The sequence below is a fragment of the Mesorhizobium sp. M0991 genome (assembly GCF_040318915.1).
GTDB lineage: Bacteria > Pseudomonadota > Alphaproteobacteria > Rhizobiales > Rhizobiaceae > Mesorhizobium.
Genome location: NZ_JAMYNE010000027.1, coordinates 22,233 through 39,361, shown reverse-complemented (window position 1 = coordinate 39,361; position 17,129 = coordinate 22,233). Strand labels below are relative to the sequence as shown.

The 17,129-nt window shown below is 62.4% G+C and carries 19 protein-coding genes; 15 read left to right on the top strand and 4 right to left on the bottom strand.

The features are described from left to right. The first annotated feature begins 112 nt into the window (after positions 1-112). The 12 genes from NKH70_RS28130 (at position 113) to dhaK (ending at position 10,476) form a co-directional block, all read left to right on the top strand. Positions 113-1,060 (top strand): carbohydrate ABC transporter permease, encoded by a 948-nt coding sequence (locus NKH70_RS28130; protein WP_302893612.1) that lies wholly within the window; start codon positions 113-115, stop codon positions 1,058-1,060. Next, positions 1,057-2,007 carry a carbohydrate ABC transporter permease gene (locus NKH70_RS28125; RefSeq protein WP_352719278.1) on the top strand — a complete coding sequence of 317 codons (951 nt, stop codon included), beginning with the start codon at positions 1,057-1,059 and terminating at the stop codon, positions 2,005-2,007. The genes NKH70_RS28130 and NKH70_RS28125 overlap by 4 nt, the downstream gene beginning before the upstream one ends. After that, positions 2,004-2,204, top strand: coding sequence for a hypothetical protein (locus NKH70_RS28120; protein ID WP_352665425.1), 201 nt, complete (start codon positions 2,004-2,006; stop codon positions 2,202-2,204). Before NKH70_RS28125 ends, NKH70_RS28120 begins: the two co-directional genes overlap by 4 nt. Before the next feature lie 3 nt (positions 2,205-2,207). Then, the gene (locus tag NKH70_RS28115) at positions 2,208-3,320 is read left to right on the top strand and encodes an ABC transporter ATP-binding protein (protein ID WP_352719277.1); all 1,113 of its coding nucleotides are present in this window, start codon (positions 2,208-2,210) and stop codon (positions 3,318-3,320) included. Further along, the gene (locus tag NKH70_RS28110; protein ID WP_023717962.1) at positions 3,313-4,326 is read left to right on the top strand and encodes an ABC transporter ATP-binding protein; all 1,014 of its coding nucleotides are present in this window, start codon (positions 3,313-3,315) and stop codon (positions 4,324-4,326) included. The genes NKH70_RS28115 and NKH70_RS28110 overlap by 8 nt, the downstream gene beginning before the upstream one ends. A gap of 67 nt (positions 4,327-4,393) precedes the next feature. Beyond that, complete coding sequence (locus tag NKH70_RS28105; RefSeq protein ID WP_353026679.1) at positions 4,394-6,037, top strand: dihydroxyacetone kinase subunit DhaK; 1,644 nt, start codon at positions 4,394-4,396, stop codon at positions 6,035-6,037. An 81-nt stretch (positions 6,038-6,118) separates the two neighbouring features. Continuing rightward, complete coding sequence (dhaL, locus tag NKH70_RS28100) at positions 6,119-6,721, top strand: dihydroxyacetone kinase subunit DhaL (RefSeq protein ID WP_352719274.1); 603 nt, start codon at positions 6,119-6,121, stop codon at positions 6,719-6,721. Next, the gene (gene dhaM, locus NKH70_RS28095) at positions 6,718-7,107 is read left to right on the top strand and encodes a dihydroxyacetone kinase phosphoryl donor subunit DhaM (RefSeq protein WP_292659370.1); all 390 of its coding nucleotides are present in this window, start codon (positions 6,718-6,720) and stop codon (positions 7,105-7,107) included. Before dhaL ends, dhaM begins: the two co-directional genes overlap by 4 nt. A 22-nt stretch (positions 7,108-7,129) precedes the next feature. Beyond that, complete coding sequence (locus NKH70_RS28090; protein WP_352719273.1) at positions 7,130-7,432, top strand: HPr family phosphocarrier protein; 303 nt, start codon at positions 7,130-7,132, stop codon at positions 7,430-7,432. Next, the gene (gene ptsP / locus NKH70_RS28085) at positions 7,416-9,032 is read left to right on the top strand and encodes a phosphoenolpyruvate--protein phosphotransferase (protein WP_352719272.1); all 1,617 of its coding nucleotides are present in this window, start codon (positions 7,416-7,418) and stop codon (positions 9,030-9,032) included. The genes NKH70_RS28090 and ptsP overlap by 17 nt, the downstream gene beginning before the upstream one ends. A gap of 8 nt (positions 9,033-9,040) precedes the next feature. Continuing rightward, on the top strand, positions 9,041-9,463 hold the full coding sequence (locus tag NKH70_RS28080) for a hypothetical protein (RefSeq protein ID WP_352719271.1): 423 nt from the start codon (positions 9,041-9,043) through the stop codon (positions 9,461-9,463). A 26-nt stretch (positions 9,464-9,489) separates the two neighbouring features. Further along, positions 9,490-10,476, top strand: a complete 987-nt coding sequence (dhaK, locus tag NKH70_RS28075) for a dihydroxyacetone kinase subunit DhaK (RefSeq protein ID WP_352719270.1) — start codon at positions 9,490-9,492, stop codon at positions 10,474-10,476. A 283-nt stretch (positions 10,477-10,759) separates the two neighbouring features. Here the strand turns inward: dhaK and NKH70_RS28070 are convergent, their stop codons facing one another. Beyond that, entirely contained in the window at positions 10,760-11,557 is a 798-nt protein-coding gene (locus NKH70_RS28070; protein WP_352915838.1) for a DUF2259 domain-containing protein, read from the bottom strand. A gap of 170 nt (positions 11,558-11,727) precedes the next feature. Between NKH70_RS28070 and NKH70_RS28065 the strand changes: the two genes are divergently transcribed. After that, the gene (locus NKH70_RS28065; RefSeq protein WP_352719269.1) at positions 11,728-13,635 is read left to right on the top strand and encodes a propionyl-CoA synthetase; all 1,908 of its coding nucleotides are present in this window, start codon (positions 11,728-11,730) and stop codon (positions 13,633-13,635) included. Between the two features lie 192 nt (positions 13,636-13,827). Then, positions 13,828-14,529 (top strand): metallophosphoesterase family protein, encoded by a 702-nt coding sequence (locus NKH70_RS28060; protein ID WP_352719268.1) that lies wholly within the window; start codon positions 13,828-13,830, stop codon positions 14,527-14,529. Between the two features lie 101 nt (positions 14,530-14,630). On the opposite strand, the gene NKH70_RS28055 is transcribed toward NKH70_RS28060, so the two are convergent. Then, positions 14,631-14,798, bottom strand: coding sequence for a Thivi_2564 family membrane protein (locus NKH70_RS28055; protein WP_192356189.1), 168 nt, complete (start codon positions 14,796-14,798; stop codon positions 14,631-14,633). A gap of 212 nt (positions 14,799-15,010) precedes the next feature. Here NKH70_RS28055 and NKH70_RS28050 point away from each other — a divergent pair, with 212 nt between their 5' ends. Further along, positions 15,011-15,463 (top strand): BA14K family protein, encoded by a 453-nt coding sequence (locus NKH70_RS28050; RefSeq protein WP_352719267.1) that lies wholly within the window; start codon positions 15,011-15,013, stop codon positions 15,461-15,463. 110 nt (positions 15,464-15,573) lie between these two features. Here NKH70_RS28050 and NKH70_RS28045 read toward each other — a convergent pair whose 3' ends face one another. Together NKH70_RS28045 and NKH70_RS28040 are read right to left on the bottom strand one after the other, a co-directional pair. Continuing rightward, a complete protein-coding gene (locus NKH70_RS28045) occupies positions 15,574-15,762 on the bottom strand; it encodes a hypothetical protein (protein WP_352665441.1) in 189 nt (62 codons plus the stop codon). A gap of 162 nt (positions 15,763-15,924) precedes the next feature. Then, positions 15,925-16,995: a sensor histidine kinase gene (locus NKH70_RS28040; protein ID WP_352719329.1), complete on the bottom strand. Its 1,071-nt coding sequence runs from the start codon at positions 16,993-16,995 to the stop codon at positions 15,925-15,927. Positions 16,996-17,129 lie beyond the last annotated feature (134 nt).

Here is a 17,129-nt window from a genome sequence, read left to right as displayed (position 1 = left end):
CCGGCTCCTCCCGAGCCCATGACCGAACCGTCCCGTGCCACCCTTGGCACGGGACACAGTTCAGATAAATTCCATTGTCGAGACGAACCAAGTGACCGAAGCGGGACTGACCATGCTCAATCGGACGGCGGACAGCGTTGCCCGGGCTACGCCCGAGCCGTTGGCCCGCAAGGTCCGGGGCATCAGCGACAAGGGCCTCGCCTGGCTGTTCATCTCGCCGACGATCCTGTTGCTTCTAGCCATCAACATCTTTCCGCTGTTCTGGGCAATCTATCTGTCCTTCACCAATTTTCGCGCCAATCGCCCCAACGAGGTTGTGAAGAATCTCGGGCTGGCCAACTACAAGCGCATCCTCGCCGACCAGGACATCTGGATCGCCATGCAGACGACGGCGCATTTCGTGTTCTGGACCATCCTGCTGCAGACGCTGATCGGCTTCACGCTGGCCTGGCTGATCGACCGTAAGTTTCGTGGCCACGCCTTCTGGACGACAATCATCCTGGTGCCGATGATGCTGTCGCCGGCGGTGGTCGGTAATTTCTGGCGCTTCCTCTACGAGCCGCAGATCGGGCTGTTCGCCTACGCCGTTTCGTTCGTCACCGGCATCCCGGCAACGCAGATCAGCATGCTCTCCAACGTGTCACTGGCGCCATGGTCGATCATCATCGTCGACACCTGGATGTGGACGCCTTACGTGATGCTGATCTGCCTCGCCGGCCTGCGCTCGATCCCCGAATACATCTACGAAGCGGCCGAGGTCGACCGCGCCTCCAACTGGCGGCAGTTCTGGTCGATCACACTGCCGATGGCGCTGCCCTTTATCATGCTGGCGGTGCTGTTTCGCGGCATCGAGAACTTCAAGATGTTCGACATGGTCAATTTGCTCACCGGCGGCGGGCCGGGATCGACCACCGAAGTGGCCTCGATCACGCTGAAGCGGCAGGCCTTCGAAAGCTGGCGGACGGGCTATTCCTCGGCCTTCGCCATCATCCTGTTCGTCGCGGTGTTCGGGCTGGCCAACATCTACGTCAAGGCGCTGAACAAGGTGAAGCAGAGATGAGCCTGACGTCAGCCCACTCCGTTGTCGCACCGTCGGCCACGTCGAAGCGCGTCGCCGGCACGATCATCGTCGTCTACGCGCTGATCTCGATCGTGCCGCTGCTGTGGATCTTCGCCACCAGCTTCAAGACGCCGCCGGATTCGATCGCCTACCCGCCGAAGATCCTGTTCCAGCCCAGCCTCGAAGGCTATTGCAACCTGTTCACGACGCGGACCAGGCAGACGCCGGAATACATCAACTCGCTGGGGCCAGCGGCCGGCCTCTGCGATGCGACGGTGCGCAAGCGCAATATGGTCATCGCCGGCCCGTCGAACTTCATGCCGCGCTTCGTCAATTCGCTGATCATCGCCTTCGGCTCGACCTTCTGCGCGGTGTTCCTCGGCACGCTGTCGGCCTACGGTTTTTCGCGCTTCAAAGTGCCGCTCGCCGACGACCTTTTGTTCTTCATCCTGTCGACGCGCATGATGCCGCCGATCGCGGTCGCGATTCCCATCTACCTGATGTATCGCGAGCTTGGCCTGTCGGACACGGCGCTCGGCATGATCCTGCTCTATACGGCCGTCAACGTGTCCTTGGCGGTGTGGCTGCTGAAAGGCTTCATCGACGAGATCCCGCGCGAATACGAAGAAGCGGCGATGATCGACGGCTACACCAGGCTGCAGGCGTTCTGGCGGACCGTGCTGCCGCAGGCGACCACCGGCATTGCCGCAACAGCCATCTTCTGCCTGATCTTTGCCTGGAACGAATATGCCTTCGCCGCGCTGCTGACTTCGGGCACGGCGCAGACCGCGCCGCCCTTCATCCCGACCATCATTGGCGAAGGCGGCCAGGACTGGCCGGCGGTAGCTGCCGGCACGACGATCTTCCTGGTGCCGATCCTGGTCTTCACCATCCTGCTTCGCAAGCAATTGTTGCGCGGCATCACCTTCGGCGCGGTGCGCAAATGAACCTGACCACTAAACGCAAATCGCGCTGGCCCGTCTGGGCCAGGCGCGGGCTGATGGAAAACGTCGCCACCGCGATCATCGCCATCGGCTTCCTGATGCTGTTCCAACCCTTCGCGCTGGCGCTCTACACCTATTCCTTCATCACCATGCTGGCCGGCACGGCGATGTTCATCATCGTCTCGAAATTTCCGGAGTAGACGATGGCCGAGATCAGGGTGGAACATCTGAGGAAGGCATTCGGCGATTTCGTCGCCGTGCAAGATTCCAACTTCGTCGTCGAGGACGGCGAATTCTTCGTCATGCTGGGGCCGTCGGGCTGCGGCAAGACGACGACGCTTCGCATGATCGCCGGGCTCGAACTGCCGACCGGCGGCAAGATCCTGCTTGGCGGCGAGGACGTCACCATGCGGCGTGCCCGCGAGCGCGACATCGCCTTCGTCTTCCAGCTGTTCGCGCTCTATCCGCACATGAATGTGCGGAAGAACATCGGCTTTCCACTGCTGGCGCAAGGCATGCCAGGCGCCGAAATCCGGGCCAGGGTGGAAGAGACGGCGAAGCTTTTGCGGATCGACCATCTGCTTAACAAATCCGTCTCCGGGCTTGCCGGCGGCGACCGCCAGCGCGTTGCGCTCGGCCGCGCCATCGTGCGGCGGCCAAAGTGTTTCCTGATGGACGAGCCGCTCGGCACGCTCGACACCGAATTCCGCGACCTGATGGTCCATGAGCTGCGCGAACTGCACAACCGCATCCACGCCACCACCGTCTATGTCACGCATGACCAGATGGAAGCGATGTCGATGGCCGACAAGATCGCGGTGATGAACCATGGCGTCATCGAGCAGTTCGGCACGCCGCGTGAGATCTACGATCGGCCGGCAACGATGTTCGTCGCCGACTTCATCGGCTCGCCGCCGATGAATTTCCTCAGCTTCGGCGGCGGGCTTTCAAAGGGTACCAGGGAAATTGTTGTGCAAGGCGCGAAGGTGGCCGTGCCGGAGGTGCGCGAGGATGTTGCGCCGGCCGAGATGGCGCTTGGCATCCGGCCGGAGCACATCCGTTTCGACGACGCTTCGAAGCTGCGCGGCGCCATTTATGGCACCGAATATCTCGGCACCACGCAGATTGTGGCGGTGGAGACGGCAGACGGCATCATCAAGGCCAGGGTGCCGGCCGAAATCCGGCTCAATCCGGGCGATCATGTCGGCCTGGCGCTGAGCAGCGCGCGGCTGTCGCTGTTCGCAAAAGGATCCGGCCGTGCGGTGCGCACCGAAATCCATGACTCGGCCTCCCAGGGGAGAGCGCATCATGGCTGACGTTCACATCAAAGGCGTGACCAAGGTTTTTGGCGAGCATGTCGCCGTCGACAATCTCGACCTGCATATCGCCGACGGCGAATTCGTCGTGCTGCTCGGGCCGACCGGCGCCGGCAAGACGACGACGCTCAGGCTGATCGCCGGGCTGGAGCGGCCCGAAGCGGGCTCGATCCATATTGCCGGCCACGACACGACGACGCTGTCGCCGGCCGAGCGCGACACCGCTTTCGTGTTCCAGCAATATTCGCTCTATCCGCATCTGTCGGTCTACGACAACCTCGCCTTTCCGCTGCGCTCGCCGGCGCGGAAAATGCCGGAGGACCAGATCCGCCGCCGCGTCGAGGATGTGGCCAAGATGGTGCGCATCCACCACAAGCTGAATAATCGCTCGACCAAACTCTCGGGCGGCGAGATGCAGCGCGTCGCCATCGGCCGCGCTTTGGTGCGCAAGCCGTCGATCTACCTGATGGACGAGCCGCTGTCGTCGCTCGACGCCAAGCTGCGCGCCGATCTCAGGCTCGAGCTGAAGCGCATCCAGGCCGAACTCGGCGCTACAATGCTCTACGTCACACACGACCAGATCGAAGCGATGACCATGGCCGACCGCATCGGCATCCTCGCCGACGGCGTGCTGGTGCAGATTGGTTCCCCGCGCACGATCTATTCTGAGCCGGCAAACCTTCACGTCGCGGCAAGGCTCGGCCAACCGGCCATCAATTTGTTGCCGGTCGGCTTGCTGCCGGATGGCGGCGCGCCGGCGGGAACCAAGACAATCGGTGCGCGTACCGAACATCTTTCGATCGAGAAGGCCGCGAACGGCCATGCCGACGGCGTCGTCGATTGGGTCGAGCATCTCGGCGACCAGAACCATCTGCACGTGACGGTGGGGACCAAGAAGCTGGTGACGCTGACCGACCCCGACACCGACCTGGCGCAGGGCGACAAGATCATGATCCGCTATCGCTCGCCGCTGTATTTCGGCGCCGATGGGCGACGGCTGATGTGAGCGCTGCGCGAGTGTTTTCCTGGCACCTTTCAACCGGCAATTTCGGGCACCGGACTGGACCAATTCGATGAAGCATTTTTTCAATCGCAGGGATACGATCGTAACTGAGGCCCTGGACGGCTTTCTCGGCACGACCGGCGCCGGCGATCTCGCTCGCCTCGACGGCTATCCCGAGATCAAGGTCATTCTCCGCGCGGACTGGGATAAGACCAAGGTCGCGGTCATTTCCGGCGGCGGGGCCGGGCACGAACCCGCGCATGCCGGTTTCGTCGGCATGGGCATGCTGACGGCGGCGGTTTCGGGCGAGATCTTTGCTTCGCCGAGCGTGGAAGCGGTATTGGCCGCCATCCGCACGGTGACCGGTCCCGCCGGATGCCTGCTGATCGTCAAGAACTATACCGGCGATCGCCTCAACTTCGGCTTGGCCGCCGAGAAGGCGCGCGCCGAAGGCTTCCGCGTCGAGATGGTGATCGTCGCCGACGACATTGCCCTCCCTGACATTGCCCAGCCGCGTGGCGTTGCCGGCACCTTGTTCGTTCACAAGATCGCCGGCCATCTGTCGGAAGCAGGCGTTGATCTGGCGGGGGTTGCCGCGGCGGCGCGGGCCGCGGCGGCGGACATCGTTTCCCTCGGCATATCGCTGTCATCCTGCTCGATCCCCGGCCAGAGCCATGACGAAAGATTTGGCGCCGAGGACGCTGAACTCGGCCTCGGCATCCATGGCGAACCGGGCGTTGAGCGGATTGCGGTGCAAAGTGCCGAAGCGCTGGTTGCGATCATGTCGGAGCGCCTTGCCGCGCGGCTCGATCCCGCCAGCGACTACGCCTTGCTGATCAATAATCTCGGTTCGGTGCCACCGCTGGAAATGTTGCTTGTCGCCAATGCGGTGTTGGCTTCACCGCTGGCACGAAAGGTGACGCTGACGATCGGGCCCGGGCAGCTTATGACCGCGCTCAACATGAACGGCTTTTCTCTGTCGCTGATCCGGCTCGATGCGCCGCGCGAAGCAGCCTTGCGGGCGCCGGTCGGCCCTCACGCCTGGCTGCCGGCAAGAGCCGTTCGCCCAACGAGCGTCGTGCCGGTGGCCAAAGCTGCCGGCCCGGACAACGCGTCGAAAGCCAGCCAGGACGCGCGCACCGAGCGGCTGGTGGTCGCGGTCTGCGAACGGCTGATCTCGCTTGAAGGCGCGTTGAACGGACTGGACGCCAAGGCTGGAGACGGCGACACCGGATCGACTGTGGCGGCCGGTGCGCGCAGCGTGCTTGGCCGCGTTGCGACACTGCCGCTCGCCGACCCTGCCGCAACGCTCGCCGCCGTCGGCGACATCCTGAGCGCCAGCATGGGCGGCTCTAGCGGCGTGCTGTTGTCGATCTTCTTCACCGCCGCCGCGCAGGCGCTGCAGTCTGGCGAAACGCCTCCCAAGGCACTTCTCGCCGGCCTGGATCGGATGTCCTTCTATGGCGGAGCGAGGATCGGCGATCGCACGATGATCGATGCCCTGGAACCCGCCTTGAGGGCGCTGGATAGGGGGAGTCTGGAAGATGCGGCGGTCGCGGCGCAACGCGGAGCCGAGGCCACCGCGGCCATGCGCAAGGCCAAGGCCGGGCGGTCCGCCTATATTGGCAGCCAGCTCGACGGCGTGGTCGACCCCGGCGCCTTTGCCGTCACCGAGGTCTTCACTGCCCTCGCCGCGTTGCTCGAACCCGCTTGACTGGGGAAAAGAATGCTTCAATTGCCGGATATGCAATTTTCTCGTACTGCCGGCGGCGCAGGGGCCAGGAGCATGGGTGACATGGCGGTAGCGGATCTCTCCAGGCTGATCGAGGCGTCGGCAAACACCATCGCCGCCCATGCCGAAGAGCTGACCAGGCTCGACCAGGCGATCGGCGACGGCGACCATGGGCTCAACATGAAACGCGGCTTCGAGGCCGTGCGAGCCGAGGCCGGTGCGTTCGCGGCAAAGCCGTTGCCCGAGGCGCTGAAGGCGATCGGCACCAAGCTGGTGATGACCGTCGGCGGAGCCTCCGGTCCCTTGTTCGGCACGCTGTTCATGGCGCTCGGCAACGAGATTTCCGCCGCGCCGGATCGCGCCAATCTGGCGGCGGCCTTCGGCAAGGCTATCGAAGCGGTGGCCGCCAGAGGCAAGTCGCAGGCCGGGCAAAAGACCATGCTCGACGTGCTGCAGCCGGTGCATGAGGCCCTCCTGCAGGGAAAGACGGCAGCGGACATCGTCAACATTGCCGACAGTGCAGCCGAGGCGACCGTGCCGATGAAGGCGTTGCGTGGGCGCGCCTCATTCCTTGGCGACCGTTCGATCGGTCATATGGATGCCGGCGCACGCTCGACCGCGCTTCTGGTGCGGGCCGTAGCCGAAGCAATCGAGAGGCGCGCATGAGCAATGTCGGCATCGTCATCGTATCGCATTCGCCGCTGGTCGCCGAAGGCACCGCCGACATGGTGCGGCAGATGGTTGGCAACGAAGTGCCGCTTGCATGGTGCGGCGGAAACGGCCATGGCGGGCTGGGAACCAACGTCGAGGCGATCATGGGCGCCATCGACAAGGCTTGGTCGGAGGCGGGTGTCGCGATCCTCGTCGATCTCGGCGGTGCCGAGACCAATAGCGAGATGGCGGTCGAGATGATCGGCGAACCACGCGCCCAGAAGATCATCGTCTGCAATGCGCCGATCGTCGAAGGCGCGGTGATGGCGGCGACCGAGGCTTCCGGCGGCGCCTCGCTCAAGGAAGTGGTGGCGACGGCGCACGAATTGTCGCCGTCGTGAATGAACGGGAATTTTGACAAGCATGTCCGCAGCAGCCGAAGCCAGCGTCCTGATCACCCATGAGGTGGGACTGCATGCGCGTCCTTCGGTGAAGTTCACCAAGCTTGCCAAGACGTTTTCGGCCGACATCGAGATTGCGCTCGCCGCCAACGGACCGTGGCTCGACGCCAAGAGCATCGTTAAGGTAATGGCTGCGAAAGCGCCGAAAGGTACTGTCCTGCATATCAGAGCCAGAGGGGACGGCGCCGGTGAGGCGGTCGGCGCGCTGGTCGAGCTGGTGCGGCGCGATTTCGACGAAGGCAAGGACCATGCCCGAACCGCTTAGGCTGCAGGGCATTTCGGCATCGGCCGGCTATGCCGAGGGGCCGCTGTTCGATCTGGACCAGGCTACTGTGCGTTATGTCCGCAAGGCGACTGCCGCGGACGAGAAAGCGGCGCTTGAGGCCGCCATCTCCATTGCCGCAGGCCGGCTCGCGACATTGATCGAAACCAGCGACAGCGAGGCGGCCGGGATCCTCGAATTCCAGCTCGCCATACTGGAGGACGACGCGCTGACCGGCCCGGCTTTTTCGCACATCGCCGAGGGCATGGCTGCTGATGTGGCTTGGCGAACAGCGCTCGACGCCGAGATCGCCGGCTATGAAACATCCGACCAGGACTATTTCCGGGCGCGTGCGGCCGATATGCGCGATATACGCGACCAGGTGCTGCGCGCGCTGACCGGGGGCGGCGACATTGCCGCACCGGCGGGTGCGATCTTCTACGGCGAGGATATCGCACCGACGCGCTTCCTCGAAACCGACTGGAGTGCCGGCGGCGGCATAGCACTTACAGCCGGAAGTGCCGCAAGTCATGTCGCAATGCTGGCACGCTCGCGCGGCGTGCCAATGGTGGTGGGGCTTGGACTCGTGGCGCATGGGGTGGCCGGGCCCGGTGCTTCGCCGGCTCACCTTACCGGAATCGCACTGCTCGATGCCGAACATGGCGGCATCGTGTTGGCGCCTTCGAAAGCGGAGATCGCCATATTCCGGCGATCGTCGTTGTCTTTCGCAGCGCATCGCGGCAAAGCGGCAGCCTATCTGACAAGGCCGGCGGCAACGAAGACCGGCATAGCGGTCCGGATGCAGGTGAATATTGCCGATCCGTCCGATGTCGACACCATCGATGTCGCGACCTGCGACGGTGTCGGGCTGATGCGGACCGAATTCCTGTTCGGCAAGACACTGCCGGACGAGGAGACGCAATATCGCGCCTACCGCAAAGTGCTGGAATGGGCAGGCGACAGGCCGGTAACGATCCGTACCGTCGATGCGGGCGGCGATAAGCCTGTGCCGGGCCTGACCGTCGAGGAAGGTAATCCATTCCTTGGCCTGCGCGGGATCAGGCTGTCGCTGGCGCGCCCAGAGGTCTTTCGCGTGCAGATCCGCGCCTTGCTACGCGCCGCCATGCACGGCAATCTGAAGGTGATGTTCCCGATGATCGCCGTCCCGGAAGAGTATGGACGCGCCACCGCGCTGTTCGCAGAGGAGCAGGCTGACCTTTTGGCGTGCGGCATCGCGCAAAAAATGCCGCCGCTTGGTATCATGGTCGAGGTGCCGTCGGTGGCGATTGCGCCGGAGGCATTCGCCAGGGCCGCCTTCTTCTCGATCGGTTCGAATGATTTGACCCAATACGTGATGGCCGCCGCTCGCGACAACATTTCTGTCGCACATCTGAATTCCGTCAGGCACCCGGCCGTGCTCCGGCTGATCGCCTCCGTTGCCGCCTTCGGCCGCGAGCATAATATCCCGGTCAGCCTGTGTGGCGATGCCGGCGGCGACCCCGCCTCGATCCCGGCGCTGCTCGAAGCCGGCCTGCGTGACCTCTCCGTCGCTCCCGCCCAACTCGCGATGGCTAAGGCGGCCATCGCGGACGTTTCGATCTAGGCCCCGGCATGGCAGACAAGGCGTCGCAATCCGGCCCCGAAGAGGCGATCCGCGCCTACAAGACGATCCTGTCGCAGGTGATCGACCAGCGCCCATCCGGCATGCGCCAGCGCCTCGCCGACGCGCTGGGCAAGCACCGCAGCTTCGTCACGCAGATTTCCAGCCCGGCCTATTCGACGCCGATACCATCGAAGCATTTGCCGGCTATCTTCTCGGTCTGCCATTTCAGCTCGGCCGAACGCGATCATTTCCTTGACGCATATCATCGGGCGCATCCGGGAAAGATGTCGCTGGCTGCAGGCATGCGCAAGACACGCCATGTCTCGCTGATCGTTCCCGATTTCGGCGACGACAAGCAGAACGCGGCGCTCGACCGGGCGGTCAACGATTTCATCCAGAAGATCACCAGCATCGCCGGCAAGGGCAGCTGACGCTGGGCTATTTCGGGAGGACAGCCATGAAGAAATTTCTGAATTCGGTCGATACGGTGCTGACCGAGAGCCTCGACGGCTTCGTTGCCGCGCATGCCGACATCCTGGCGCTTGGCGAGGAGCACAAATTTGTCCGCCGCAAGGTGCTCAAGCCGGGCAAGGTGGCGCTGATCTCCGGTGGCGGCTCGGGTCACGAGCCGCTGCATGGCGGGTTCGTCGGGCATGGCATGCTGGATGCCGCCTGCCCCGGCCAGGTATTCACCTCGCCGACGCCTGACCAGATGATGGCGGCGGCCGAAGCCGTCAATACGGGCGCCGGCTGCCTGTTCATCGTCAAGAACTACGAGGGCGACGTGATGAATTTCGACATGGCCGCTGAAATGACGGAAGGCGTGATGCAAATCGTGACCAATGACGACGTCGCGGTCGAAAACTCGTCCTACACCACCGGCCGGCGCGGCGTCGCCGGTACGCTGGTGGTCGAGAAAATCGTCGGCGCGGCAGCCGAACAAGGCATGCCACTGGAGCCGTTGAAGGCGCTGGGCGAGCGCGTCAACGGCGCGACGCGCTCGATGGGCGTGGCGCTGACCAGTTGCACCGTGCCGGCGGCGGGCAAGCCGACCTTCGATATCGGCGACGGCGAGATGGAGTTCGGGGTTGGCATCCATGGCGAGCCCGGAAGGCGGCGCGACACATTGAAGAGCGCCGATGCTATCGCCGAGGAGATCTGTACCGCAATCCTGGGTGACCTGGGCGACGGTGCCAGAGGCCAGGCGCTACTCTTCGTCAACGGCTTTGGCGGCACACCGTTGATGGAGCTCTATCTGATGTACAACAGCGCCCGCAAAATCTTCGAGAAGCACGGCGTGACGGTGGCCCGTTCGCTGGTCGGATCCTATGTGACCTCGCTCGACATGGCCGGCTGTTCGATCACGCTGAGCATGCTCGACGACGAGGCGGCTGTTTGGTGGGATGCACCGGTACATACGGCCGCGCTGCGCTGGGGCATGTAGCGGCGCAGGATGTCCCAGAAATAGTCGGTGATAGGACCGACATCGGCAACGCCGCGCATCGTCAGACAGTTGCCCTCCTCACCCTGCGTAAGATAAAGGATCTGCGGGTTTGGGGAGTTCGAGGATGCGTTACAATTGGGATCGGGCGCCGACGGGTTTCGAGCGCCATGGAAAGATGCTGGCAGCCGCCTTGCTGATCGCCGGTGGGGTCGGCCTTATGCTCGCTGCCCTCCCGCTCTAGGGACAACAACTCGGGTAGCGGACTACTTCTCAGCGCGTTGCCTCAGCGCGCCTGGCCAGTCACGGCGATGAAACGGCGGTCGCGCCCTTCAAATCCCTGACTGAAGCGCTGCACGAGCACGACAAGCACGCCCGGTTTTCCATCCGGGGTGAATGCGTAAGATTCCGACAGGCTGTAGGAAGTCGGGCAATTCCTCGAACCGGGCACCGCCTTGTCCTCATGGAGCAGCTTGATCGGCTTGCCGTCCTGACCCTGCAGCGTCAGGCGAAAGCCGAGCGCCTTGCCGATCGTCTCGCCTTGCTGCGTCCCGTCGAAACTCGCTGAACAATCCGCAGTACTATCGGCAAGGATCTGCTCGAGCTGGATGGTCGAAATGCCAAGCTCGTCATAAGCCGGCGAAAGCCATTTCTGCGAAACCTGCTCGAGGCGCGCAATGTCGTTGTAGGCGACCAAGTCGTCGGGAAAGGTGAATTTGTCTAAGCCCGTCCGCTCGCCGCGCGGCGCTATGGCATATTTGGCCAGCAAGGGCGCCGCCTGCGCCGCGGCACGCTCCCGCGCCTGCGCAAGCGTCAGTGTCGCATCCTCCGTCTCGTCGACGATGACGATCGGCTTGCCGCCGACGAACTCATCGGTGCGCGTGTCGATGATGTCGATCTCCGACCAGCCCGAATCCGAAGCACCGGCATCGAGCGTGCCGTACTGTTCGAAGGCGAAGTAGTTGCCGTCGGGCGAAAAGCCGATGACGCGCCGGGCCGCCGCGTCGCCGGCCTGAGCAGATGAAGCGAGCACCAACGCCAGCATCGCAACCACGGAAAACCCAAGCTCGCATCGCAATTTCATCGCGCCCTGCCCCTAATGCCGAAAATTCGGCCGATACCGGCCCCCAGACCACCATGACCCGCACTTGCGGCCAAGTTAGAACGACGGCAAACGAAACGCACAAATACATGGTTACACAAACCAGCATACGCTATTTCAAGGACAGCAAACATTCCTGGGGAGGAAGCTGGATGGCGTCACGCTACCATGAGGTCTATGACGACTGGAAACGCGACCCGGAAAAATTCTGGGCCGATGCAGCGAGTGCAATCGCCTGGTTCTCGCCCTTCGAGACCGTGTTCGACGCCAATGCCGGCGTCTATGGCCGATGGTTCAATGGCGCCTCGTGCAACACCTGCTTCAATGCCGTCGATCGTCATGTGACGGGCGGTCGCGCCGACCAGATCGCGTTGATCCATGACAGCGCGATTTCCGGCACAATCACGAAATTCACCTACGCCGAGCTGAAGCGCGAGGTGGTCGCGCTGACCTCGGTGCTCAAGAACCGCGGCATCCAAAAAGGCGATCGCGTCATCATCTACATGCCGATGGTGCCGGAAGCAGCCTTCGCCATGCTTGCCTGCGCGCGGATCGGCGCCGTGCACTCGGTTGTCTTCGGCGGCTTTGCCTCGCATGAGCTCGCCACGCGCATCGACGATGCCAAGCCGAAGCTGATCATCTCTGCGTCCTGCGGCCTGGAGCCCGGGCGTGTCGTTGCCTATAAGCCGCTGCTCGACAAGGCGATCGAGATGTCGCGGCACAAGCCCGAAAGGTGCCTCATCCTGCAGCGCGACCAGCTGCGCTGCGAGCTCAGGGAAAATTACGACATCGACTATGCCGACGCCGTGGCGCGTGAGCGGGCCGCCGGCGCCAATGTCGACTGTGTTCCGGTGCTTGCCACCGATCCGCTCTACATCATCTACACGTCGGGCACGACCGGCCAGCCGAAGGGCATCGTGCGCGACAATGGCGGCCATATGGTCGCGCTGAAATGGTCGATGGAAAACGAGTTCGGCGTCAAGCCGGGCGAAGTGTTCTGGGCGGCTTCCGATGTCGGCTGGGTAGTCGGCCATTCCTATATCGTCTACGGCCCGCTGCTGCATGGCTGCACGACCGTGCTGTTCGAGGGCAAGCCGGTCGGCACGCCCGACGCCGGCACCTATTGGCGCGTGATCGCCGAGCATGGGGTGGTTGCGCTGTTCACCGCACCAACCGCCTTTCGCGCCATCAAAGGACAGGACCCGAAAGGCGAATTCGCCCCGAAATACGACCTGTCCAAATTCCGCACGCTGTTCCTCGCCGGCGAGCGCGCCGATCCGGAAACCATCAAATGGGCGGAGCAGAAATTGAACGTGCCGGTGGTCGACCATTGGTGGCAGACGGAGACCGGCTCGCCGATGACCATCAACCCCGCCGGACTGGGCCTTTTGCCGGTCAAATACGGCTCGCCCGGCGTGCCGATGCCTGGCTACGACATTCGCGTGCTGGACGATGCCGGGCATGAGGTCAAGCGCGGCACGCTTGGCAATGTCGTGGTGAAATTGCCGTTGCCCCCCGGCTGCCTGCCGACGCTGTGGAATGCCGACGAGCGGTTTCGCCAAGCCTATCTCGAGGAGTTCCCCGGCTTCTACAAAACCGCGGATGCCGGCATGATGGACGATGACGATTATCTCTATGTCATGGCCCGCACCGACGACATCATCAATGTCGCCGGCCACCGGCTGTCGACCGGCGCCATGGAGGAGGTGCTGGCCGCGCATCCCGATGTTGCCGAATGCGCCGTCGTCGGCATTGCCGATGCGATGAAAGGCCAGGTTCCACTCGGCTTCGTCGTGCTGAATGCCGGCGTCGACCGCGACGCCGGCATCATCGAAAACGAGGCGGTCACGCTGGTGCGCGAACGGATCGGCCCGGTCGCTGCCTTCAAGACGGTGGTGACGATCAAGCGCCTGCCGAAGACGCGCTCCGGCAAGATCCTGCGCGGCACCATGCAGAAGATTGCCGACAAGGAGGAATGGGCCATGCCGGCAACGATCGACGACCCGGCCATCCTCGACGAGATCACCGCCGCGCTGAACCGCCGCGGCATCGGCCTGTAGGGACGCCGAAGCCGAGTTGCGTCCGAAGCTCCGGTATGGAACGACCGGCGCCGGACATGGTATCCACGCGGTGTGTCGCCATGTTGTTCCGAAATCGAGGCGCACCCACAGCCATGCGAGATGCCATACGTGACCCTGTTCCAGCGATCGAGAAAGCCCCAGGCCGCGGCACGCCAGCGGCTGGAGATCGATATGCGGGGCACAGTCGTCTATGCGATCGGCGACGTGCATGGCTGCTACAAGGAACTCCGCGCGCTGGAGCAGAAGATCCTGCTCGATTCGGCATCCTTCGAAGGGCGCAAGCTCATCATCATGCTCGGCGACTACGTCGATCGCGGGCCTCAGTCGGCGCGTGTGCTCGATCATCTGCTGGCGCCGCCACTCCAAGGCTTCCAGCGCATCTGCCTTGCCGGCAACCACGAAGTCGTGATGCTGAACTACGTCGACGGGATCATTTCGCGAGAGTCGTGGCTGGCGATAGGCGGCCTGCAAACGCTGTTTTCCTACGGCGTCGATCCGTCGCGCATGGCCGATCTCTACGGTTCAAGCGAGGAGGTCGACCGGCGCATTCGGGAGATCATTCCCGCCGGCCATATCAGCTTCATGCGCGCGCTGCCGGTCATGGTCTGTTCGGCGAAATTCGTGTTCGTTCATGCCGGCATCAGGCCGGGCATCGAGCTGGCCGCGCAGGACGAGAACGACCTGCTCAACATCCGCTCGGAATTTTTCGAAGCCGCGCATCTTCTCGACCGCTACGTCGTGCATGGGCATACGCCCGTCGACATTCCGCAGCTCGAGGGGCGCCGGCTTGGCATCGACACCGGCGCGTTCCAAAGCGGCCGGCTAACCGCCCTCAGGATCATCGACAAGCGCGCCAGGCTGATATTTTCCTGAGCGGGAAGGTCTCGAGCCTACTACGCACGAGTAGGCCCAAAGCGCTGGGTTGTCCTGCTCAGTCGGACGCCAGCAGCGTCGCATATCGCAATCATGGTGGCTTAAAACACTGCGAGGTACTTCAGCAGCGAAATGATGCCGATAATGATCACGATAATTTGGGCAATCTGACGAGTACGACCATCAAGCGGCAGCCGGTTGACCAGATACAGCACCAGAATGATTACAAGGAAAGTGATCAGAATGCTGATCAAAGGAGTGCCGGCCATTGTCCCTCACTGTATGAAACGTAGAAAAACAAGCCAGCAACACCGCGCTGCGTGAAGATTGCCCATGCTTGCTCGAGCCGTAGCACCTGGCGAGTGATTCGAACAGCCTGGCTGGCGGTGTCGAAAGCTGTCTGACACGCCATGGAACCTTGACCTCTTTAAATCGTTTTAAATTCGAAGAGGGATATCAACCATCCCTTCAAAGGAGATTTATGAACAAGATATTATCGGGTTTGCTCGCGGCCACGTTGTCAGTTTCATTCGTGACGGCAGCCGGGTCAGCCGGCGCAGCTCAACTGTTCCTGCCGCAAACACCTTCCGTTTCGTCCGATGTGGCGACGGTCGACTACAAGCCGTGGATGAAGCGGAAATTCAACCGCAATCGCAATTTTTCGCGCAACGATGGCGTGAACTGGAACGGTCATCGCGGCTATCGTGAATACCATCGCGGCTATCGCCGCCATGGTGACTACTGGTTTCCGCTGGCGGCCTTCGCTGCCGGCGCGGTGATCAGCGGCGTGATCATCAACAACAACCAGAACCGGGTCAGTCGCGGCGATTCGCATGTACAGTGGTGCTATGACCGATACCGGAGCTATCGAGCTTCAGACGATACATTCCAGCCTAGCTATGGCCCTCGGCAGCTGTGTAATTCGCCGTACTGAGACGTAAGGTTTTTTACCGCATCAAAAACCCCGCATCGCGCGGGGTTTTTCGTAGCGGCGCCAAGGCGGCGAAGGAAAGGCGAACGTAGCGTGGATCTCGGCTTGAGTGTCTATTCCAGACGGAATTCGACAGCGTGCGCTTCAGCCTCCGTAATAAGGCCGCCGTCGACGGCGGCTTCGAATGCTTTGGCAAAATACTGATCATCGGAAGTCTGGTGATCCTGGCCCGAAAGATCGACCGGATACGCGCCGATCACCCGGCCCGTAATTTTCTCGATTACCGTCACGGTCCGCTGCATCGGTTTTTCTCCAATTAAACAGAACCTATAGCACACAGAATAGGAACATCAGCGGCAGCCGCTCGCGAGCGGCTTCGAAACATTCGAGCTACACCCACATGATGGGACGATCTTCGAGGCACTATTCGGATAACCGCTTAAAGCCTACGCCAAGCGACCAAGCTATGCTGCTTTCGGCATCCGCGACGTGAATGTCGCTCTGGTAACGGCGATCGTCGTGCCAGTGTTGCCCGTGACGGTGTCAATGCGTGCTTCAAGCTGTTTGACAAGTGCCTCCACGATCGCTGTCCCCAGTCCCGCACATGGAATGTCGCCAACGGGTTTGCCCCACCCGTTGTCCGATACGGTCAACTTCCAATCCTCAGCATCGGTCTCATAGGTCACCAAGATCAGCGCATCGACCTTTTCTGTCGAGAATGCATACTTGATGGCGTTGAGAACGAGCTCGGTTACGATCAGGCCAAGGCTCACCGCCTTCTGGGAATCTATCCTTCCATTTTCCGCCATGACGTTGACGGCAATAGCCTGTGTTTCCCCGATCATCGAAGCGGCCAAACTGCTGCAAAGCTTCGACAGATAAGAACCAACCTCGATTTCGTCGGCACCGGTTGAGGCATGGAGATGCCGTTGCACTTCGGCCACCGACAGCACGCGTTGATGGGCATCCTTCAGGTGCTGCCGCGTTTCATCTGAGGTGACGGACCGAGCCTTCAGCAGCAAAATGCTGGCGATGATCTGTAGGCTGTTGGCGACCCGGTGCTCCATTTCGCGCAGCAGCACATCTTTCTGGCGCAGCAAGTCTTCGGTGCGGCCGAGAAGCTCTTCCTTTTCCCTTTCGATGGCGCGGCGCGCCGTGATGTCATTGAAGGCGAGCAGGATGGTCGCGGCTGAACTGTGGTCGTAAAGGACCTTTCGCGCGTTGAGCAGCATCGTGCGCCGGCCGATATCGGGGAAATCATGCTCGACCTCGAAGCCGTCCATGGCGGTCTTCTCGGGAATGATCGTCTCCAAGAGCAGGTGAAGCGCTGGAATGTCCCACTGGCCGTCGCCCAGCGCGTAGAGCAGCGAGCCGTGCGTCTGCTCGGGGTCGACCCTGAAGGTCTGATAGAAGGAGCGGTTGGCCGCCAGCACGCGAAAGTTCTCATCGAGAACGAGGAAGGGTTCGACGATCGTATTGACGATGGCCTGCGCCAGCGTCTGCGCGTCTTCGATATTCGCAATGGGGTGGAACATAGGCTTCGAGGCCAATCCAGGGGCCGTGTCCCCTTGATTTTCTTTCTACCGGTTTGCCAGCCACCTGTCGCGAAATGAATCGGCCAAACGCAGCAGTGAGTGGCGGTCCGTGTGCCCAATTGTTTTAGGAATGG

Excerpts from the sequence above, each read along its gene's own strand:
- NKH70_RS28130 (WP_302893612.1), top strand. The coding sequence starts at position 113 with ATGCTCAATCGGACGGCGGACAGCGTTGCCCGGGCTACGCCCGAGCCG.
- NKH70_RS28125 (WP_352719278.1), top strand. The coding sequence starts at position 1,057 with ATGAGCCTGACGTCAGCCCACTCCGTTGTCGCACCGTCGGCCACGTCG.
- NKH70_RS28120 (WP_352665425.1), top strand. The coding sequence starts at position 2,004 with ATGAACCTGACCACTAAACGCAAATCGCGCTGGCCCGTCTGGGCCAGG.
- NKH70_RS28115 (WP_352719277.1), top strand. The coding sequence starts at position 2,208 with ATGGCCGAGATCAGGGTGGAACATCTGAGGAAGGCATTCGGCGATTTC.
- NKH70_RS28110 (WP_023717962.1), top strand. The coding sequence starts at position 3,313 with ATGGCTGACGTTCACATCAAAGGCGTGACCAAGGTTTTTGGCGAGCAT.
- NKH70_RS28105 (WP_353026679.1), top strand. The coding sequence starts at position 4,394 with ATGAAGCATTTTTTCAATCGCAGGGATACGATCGTAACTGAGGCCCTG.
- dhaL (WP_352719274.1), top strand. The coding sequence starts at position 6,119 with ATGGCGGTAGCGGATCTCTCCAGGCTGATCGAGGCGTCGGCAAACACC.
- dhaM (WP_292659370.1), top strand. The coding sequence starts at position 6,718 with ATGAGCAATGTCGGCATCGTCATCGTATCGCATTCGCCGCTGGTCGCC.
- NKH70_RS28090 (WP_352719273.1), top strand. The coding sequence starts at position 7,130 with ATGTCCGCAGCAGCCGAAGCCAGCGTCCTGATCACCCATGAGGTGGGA.
- ptsP (WP_352719272.1), top strand. The coding sequence starts at position 7,416 with ATGCCCGAACCGCTTAGGCTGCAGGGCATTTCGGCATCGGCCGGCTAT.
- NKH70_RS28080 (WP_352719271.1), top strand. The coding sequence starts at position 9,041 with ATGGCAGACAAGGCGTCGCAATCCGGCCCCGAAGAGGCGATCCGCGCC.
- dhaK (WP_352719270.1), top strand. The coding sequence starts at position 9,490 with ATGAAGAAATTTCTGAATTCGGTCGATACGGTGCTGACCGAGAGCCTC.
- NKH70_RS28070 (WP_352915838.1), bottom strand. The coding sequence starts at position 11,557 with ATGAAATTGCGATGCGAGCTTGGGTTTTCCGTGGTTGCGATGCTGGCG.
- NKH70_RS28065 (WP_352719269.1), top strand. The coding sequence starts at position 11,728 with ATGGCGTCACGCTACCATGAGGTCTATGACGACTGGAAACGCGACCCG.
- NKH70_RS28060 (WP_352719268.1), top strand. The coding sequence starts at position 13,828 with ATGCGGGGCACAGTCGTCTATGCGATCGGCGACGTGCATGGCTGCTAC.
- NKH70_RS28055 (WP_192356189.1), bottom strand. The coding sequence starts at position 14,798 with ATGGCCGGCACTCCTTTGATCAGCATTCTGATCACTTTCCTTGTAATC.
- NKH70_RS28050 (WP_352719267.1), top strand. The coding sequence starts at position 15,011 with ATGAACAAGATATTATCGGGTTTGCTCGCGGCCACGTTGTCAGTTTCA.
- NKH70_RS28045 (WP_352665441.1), bottom strand. The coding sequence starts at position 15,762 with ATGCAGCGGACCGTGACGGTAATCGAGAAAATTACGGGCCGGGTGATC.
- NKH70_RS28040 (WP_352719329.1), bottom strand. The coding sequence starts at position 16,995 with ATGTTCCACCCCATTGCGAATATCGAAGACGCGCAGACGCTGGCGCAG.